Source organism: Micromonospora sp. DSM 45708 (assembly GCF_039566955.1).
Classification (GTDB): domain Bacteria; phylum Actinomycetota; class Actinomycetes; order Mycobacteriales; family Micromonosporaceae; genus Micromonospora.
In genome coordinates this window covers 3,273,390-3,278,746 of record NZ_CP154796.1, presented here as the reverse complement: position 1 = coordinate 3,278,746, position 5,357 = coordinate 3,273,390, and the positions used below count along the sequence as shown (strand labels likewise).

The window sequence follows — 5,357 nt, the reverse complement described above, 5'->3', positions numbered from 1 at the left end:
CGCCCACGTACGGAGTAGATGATGTCCACGTCTTCAGACAAGGTCGTCGAGGCGCTTCGGGCCTCCCTCAAGGAGACCAGCCGGCTCAAGCAGCTCAACCAGCAGCTCACCGCCGCCGCCCGGGAGCCGATCGCGATCGTCGCGATGTCCTGCCGCTACCCGGGCGGGGTGTCCACCCCCGAGCAACTGTGGGAGCTGGTGGACGCCGGCGGCGACGCGATCGGCGGCTTCCCCACCGACCGGGGCTGGGACCTGGCCAACCTCTACGATCCGTCCGCCGACCGGGTCGGCCGCTCCACCACCCAGCAGGGCGGCTTCCTCTACGACGCGGCCGGCTTCGACGCCGAGTTCTTCGGCATCAGCCCGCGTGAGGCGCTCGCCATGGACCCGCAGCAGCGGCTGCTGCTGGAGACGTCGTGGGAGGCGTTCGAAACCGCCGGCATCGCCCCCTCGTCGGTACGCGGACAGAAGGTCGGCGTGTTCGTCGGCACCGCCGCCAACGGCTACGGCGTCGCCTCCGACGGCGGCGCGACGGACGCCGACGAGGGCTACCTGCTCACCGGCACCGTCACCAGCGTGGTCTCCGGGCGGATCGCGTACGCGCTCGGCCTGGAAGGGCCGGCCGTCACCGTGGACACCGCCTGCTCGTCGTCGCTCGTCGCGCTGCACCTGGCCGCGCAGGCGCTGCGGGCCGGCGAGTTCGACCTGGCGCTCGCCGGCGGCGTGACGGTGATGGCCAGCCCCAGCGCGTTCGTCGGCTTCTCCCGCCAGCGGGGTCTCGCCTCCGACGGGCGGTGCAAGTCGTTCGCCGCCGCCGCCGACGGCACCGGCTGGGCCGAGGGCGTCGGCCTGCTGCTCGTCGAACGGCTCGCCGACGCCCGCCGCAACGGCCACCCGGTGCTCGCCGTGCTGCGCGGCAGCGCGGTCAACCAGGACGGCGCGTCCAACGGGCTCACCGCCCCCAACGGCCCCTCCCAGCAGCGGGTCATCCGGCAGGCGCTCAGCAACGCCCGGCTCGACACCGCCGACGTGGACGCGGTCGAGGCGCACGGCACCGGCACCACGCTCGGGGACCCGATCGAGGCGCAGGCGCTGCTCGCCACGTACGGGCAGGACCGCGACGGCCGTGACCCGCTCTGGCTGGGCTCGATCAAGTCGAACCTGGGCCACAGCCAGTCCGCCGCCGGCGTCGCCGGAGTGATCAAGATGGTGCAGGCCATCCGGCACGGCCGGCTGCCCGCCACGCTGCACGTCGACACGCCGTCCCCGCACATCGACTGGTCCGCCGGTGCGGTGGAACTGCTCACCGAGGCCCGGGGCTGGCCGGCGGTGGACCGGCCGCGCCGCGCCGCGATCTCCTCGTTCGGCATCAGCGGCACCAACGCCCACGTCATCCTGGAACAGGCCGAACCGACGCCCACCCCGCCCGTCGACACCGACCGGCCGGCCCTGGTCGCCGGCGCCGCGACCGTGTGGCCGCTCTCCACCCGGTCCGCCGACGCGCTGCGCGAGCAGGCCGCCCGGCTGGCCCGACACGTCCGCGAGCACGCCGACCTCGACCCGGCGCGGCTGGCCTGGTCGCTTGCCACCACCCGGTCGGTGTTCGAGCACCGGGCCGCCGTGGTGGCCGCCGACCCCGAGCAGCTCCTCGCCGGCCTGGACGCCGTCGCCGCCGGCACCCCCGCCGCCACCGTCGTCACCGGGCAGGCCGGCGAGCCGGGGGAGGGACCGGTCTGGGTGTTCCCCGGTCAGGGCGCGCAGCACGTCGCGATGGCCGCCGAGCTGATCGGCGCCGCGCCGGTCTTCGACGAGGCGCTCGCCGAGTGCCAGGCCGAACTGGACCGCTGGATCGACGTCGACGTGGTCGACGTGCTCACCGGTGCCGACGATTCGTGGCTGACCCGCTCCGAGATCGCCCAGCCGGCGCTGTTCGCGGTCGGTGTGGCGCTGGCCCGGCTGTGGCGGCACGCCGGAATGAGCCCGCGCGCCGTGATCGGCCACTCCCAGGGCGAGATCGTCGCCGCCCACGTGGCCGGCGCGCTCACCCTCGCCGACGCGGCCCGGGTGCTGGCGCTGCGGCTGCGGGCCCTGGCCGACGTCGCCGGCACCGGCACCATGGCCGCCGTCGACCTGCCCGCCGCCGAGCTGGCCGCCCGCCTGCCCGAGGGCGTGACCGTCTCCGTGGTCAACGGCCCCGCCACCACCGCCGTCGCCGGGCCGCCGCAGGCCATCGCCGACCTGATCGCCACGCTGGTCGCCGACGGCGTACGGGCCCGCCCGGTGGCCGTCGACTACGCCTCGCACTCCCCGGCCATGGCGCCGGTCGCCGACCGGCTCCGCACCGAGCTGGCCGGCCTGACGCCGCGCGCCGGCGACGTGCCGATCATCTCCACGGTCACCGGCGCCCGGCTCGACGGCGCCCGCCTCGACGCCGACCACTGGGCCGACAACCTGCGCCTGCCGGTGCTGTTCGACACCGCCGTGCGGACCGCGATCGACGCCGGGCACACCGACTTCGTCGAGGTGTCCCCGCACCCGGTGCTCACCATGTCGGTCGCGGCCATCCTGGACGACACCGGCACCACCGGCCGCGCGCTGTCCACGCTGCGGCGCGGCGAGGACGCCCGGCTGCGGCTGCTGACCAGCATCGCGCACGCCCACGCCCACGGCCTGCCGGTGGAGCTGAGCCGGGTCCTGGCCCCCGCGCCGGTGCTCACCGGCCTACCCACGTACGCGTTCCAGCGGCGGCGCTACTGGCCGGAGCGGATGGCGGCGACCGCCGCCGGCCCGGTCGGCCCGGACGTCGTCGACGTGGAGTTCTGGTCCGCCGTGGAACGCGCCGACGTCGCCGCGCTCACCGCCGGCGACGCCGACCCGGAGGTGCTCGCCCCGGCGCTGCCGCTGCTGTCGTCCTGGCGTCGCGCCCGGCTCCAGCGGGCCGTGCTGGACGGCTGGTCGTACCGGGTGGTGTGGCAACCCGCCACCGCTGTCGCCACCCCGGCCGCCGCCGACCTGCTGGTGGTGTCGCCGGCCGGCGACGACCGGGCGGACGCCTGGCTGGCGCTGCTCGCCGCCGCGCTGCCCGACGGGTCGACGCTGCGCACGCTGCCCGTCGACCCGCTCCACGCCACCCGCGCGGAGCTGACCGCGTCGCTCACCGACGAACCGGCCGCGATCGTGTCGCTGCTCGGGCTCGCCGACGCCGACCACCCGGGCCACCCCGGCATCTCCACCGGCCTGGTCGCCACCACCCGGCTGGTGCAGGCCGCCCAGGACGCCGGCCGCACCGCCCCGCTGTGGTGCGTCACCCAGGGCGGCGTGGGCACCGGCCCGGCCGAGCCGGTCACCAGCGCCGCCCAGGCCGCGCTCTGGGGCCTGGCCCGGGTGATCGGCCTGGAACACCCCCGGCAGTGGGGCGGCGTGGTCGACCTGCCCGCCGCGCCCGACGCCGCGACCTGGGCCGAGGTCGCCCGCATCCTCACCGGCGGCGGTGACGAGGACCAGTTCGCGGTCCGCCCGTACGGCACGTTCGTCCGCCGGCTGGCCCGCACCACCGCCCGCACCGCCGGGCAGCTCGCCGGCTGGCAGCCGCGCGGCACCGTGCTGATCACCGGCGGCACCGGCGCGATCGGCGCCCAGGCCGCCCGCTGGCTCGCCGCCAACGGCGCCGAGCACCTGGTGCTCACCAGCCGCCGTGGGCTCGACGCCGCCGGGGCCCGCGAGCTGGCCGACGAGCTGACCGCCGACGGGGTACGGGTCAGCGTGGTCGCCTGCGACCTGGCCGACCGGGACCAGGTCGCCGCGCTCGTCGCCGGCCTGGACGACGTCGCGCCGCTGACCGCCGTGCTGCACGCCGCCGGCATCACCCGGCTCACCGCGCTCGTCGACACCGACCTGGACGTGTTCGACCACGTGATGGCCGGCAAGGTCGCCGGCGCCGCGTACCTCGACGAGCTGCTCGGCGACCGGCAGCTCGACGCGTTCGTGCTGTTCGCGTCCATCTCCGGCGTGTGGGGCAGCGGCGGGCAGGGCGCGTACGCGGCGGCGAACGCCTACCTGGACGCGCTCGCCGAGCAGCGCCGCGCCCGGGGACTGACCGCCACCTCGATCTCCTGGGGCGCCTGGGCCGAGGGTGGCATGGCTACCACCGAGGAGGCGCAGCGGCTGCTCAGCCGGCGTGGCCTCAACCCGATGCAGCCGGCCGCCGCGCTGCTGGCCCTGCGCCGGGCCGTCGAACACGGCGAGACCACGCTTGTCGTGGCCGACGTGGACTGGGCCCAGTTCGCGCCCGCGTACGCCTCCGCCCGGCCCCGGCCGCTGCTCGCCGACATCCCGGAGGCCCGGGACGCGCTGACCGAGCGCCCCGCCGAGGACGTCGACGACCGGGCCGCCGGACTGCGCCGGCAACTGCTCGACCTGCCCCGCGCCGACCGGGAACGCCGCCTCACCGACCTGGTCCGCGACCACGCCGCCGCGGTGCTCGGCCACAGCGGCAGCGACGCGGTACGCCCCCGGCGCGCGTTCCGCGACCTCGGCTTCGACTCGCTGACCGCGGTGGAGCTGCGCAACCAGCTCACCGCCGCCACCGGCCTGTCGCTGCCCACCACCGTCATCTTCGACTATCCCAGCCCGGCCGTGCTCGCCGGCCAGCTCGCCACGCTGCTGCGGCTGCCCGAAGCCGGCGACGCCGCCGCCGACGCCCCCGCCGGCCCGGCGACGGCCGACGAGCCGATCGCGATCGTCGGCATGAGCTGCCGCTACCCGGGCGGCGTCGCCGACCCCGACGGGTTGTGGGAGCTGGTCGCCGAGGGCCGCGACGGCATCACCGAGTTCCGCACCGACCGGGACTGGGACCTCGACCGGCTCTTCGCCGACGACCCGGACGCCCCCGGCCGCTCGTTCACCCGCCACGGCGGGTTCATCGACCGGGCCACCGAGTTCGACCCGGACTTCTTCGGCATCAGCCCGCGCGAGGCGCTCGCCATGGACCCGCAGCAGCGGCTGCTGCTGGAGGCCACCTGGGAGGCGTTCGAGCAGGCGGCGCTCGCCCCGGACGCGCTGCACGGCACCGCGACCGGCGTGTTCGTCGGCGCGTCCCCGTCCGGCTACGGCGCCGGCGACGAGACCCGCGACCTGGACGGCTACCGGCTCACCGGCGGCGCGCACAGCGTCATCTCCGGCCGGGTCGCCTACACGTTCGGGCTGGAGGGCCCGGCGGTCACCGTGGACACCGCCTGTTCGTCGTCGCTTGTCGCGCTGCACCTGGCCGTGCAGTCGCTGCGTCAGGGTGAGTGCGACCTGGCGCTGGCCGGCGGCGTGAACGTGCTGGTGACCCCCGGCGCGTTCGTCGAGTTCAC

At 76.5% G+C, this 5,357-nt stretch carries 1 protein-coding gene (only partly in view); it reads left to right on the top strand.

What is annotated here, in order from left to right; genetic code table 11:
- Window positions 1-21 precede the first annotated feature (21 nt).
- A protein-coding gene (locus VKK44_RS14125) for a type I polyketide synthase (protein WP_343447421.1) crosses the window boundary here: on the top strand, window positions 22-5,357 show its beginning. The gene runs 24,406 nt beyond the window's last position; only the first 5,336 of its 29,742 coding nucleotides appear in the window; it begins with the start codon at window positions 22-24; its stop codon lies beyond the right edge, outside the window.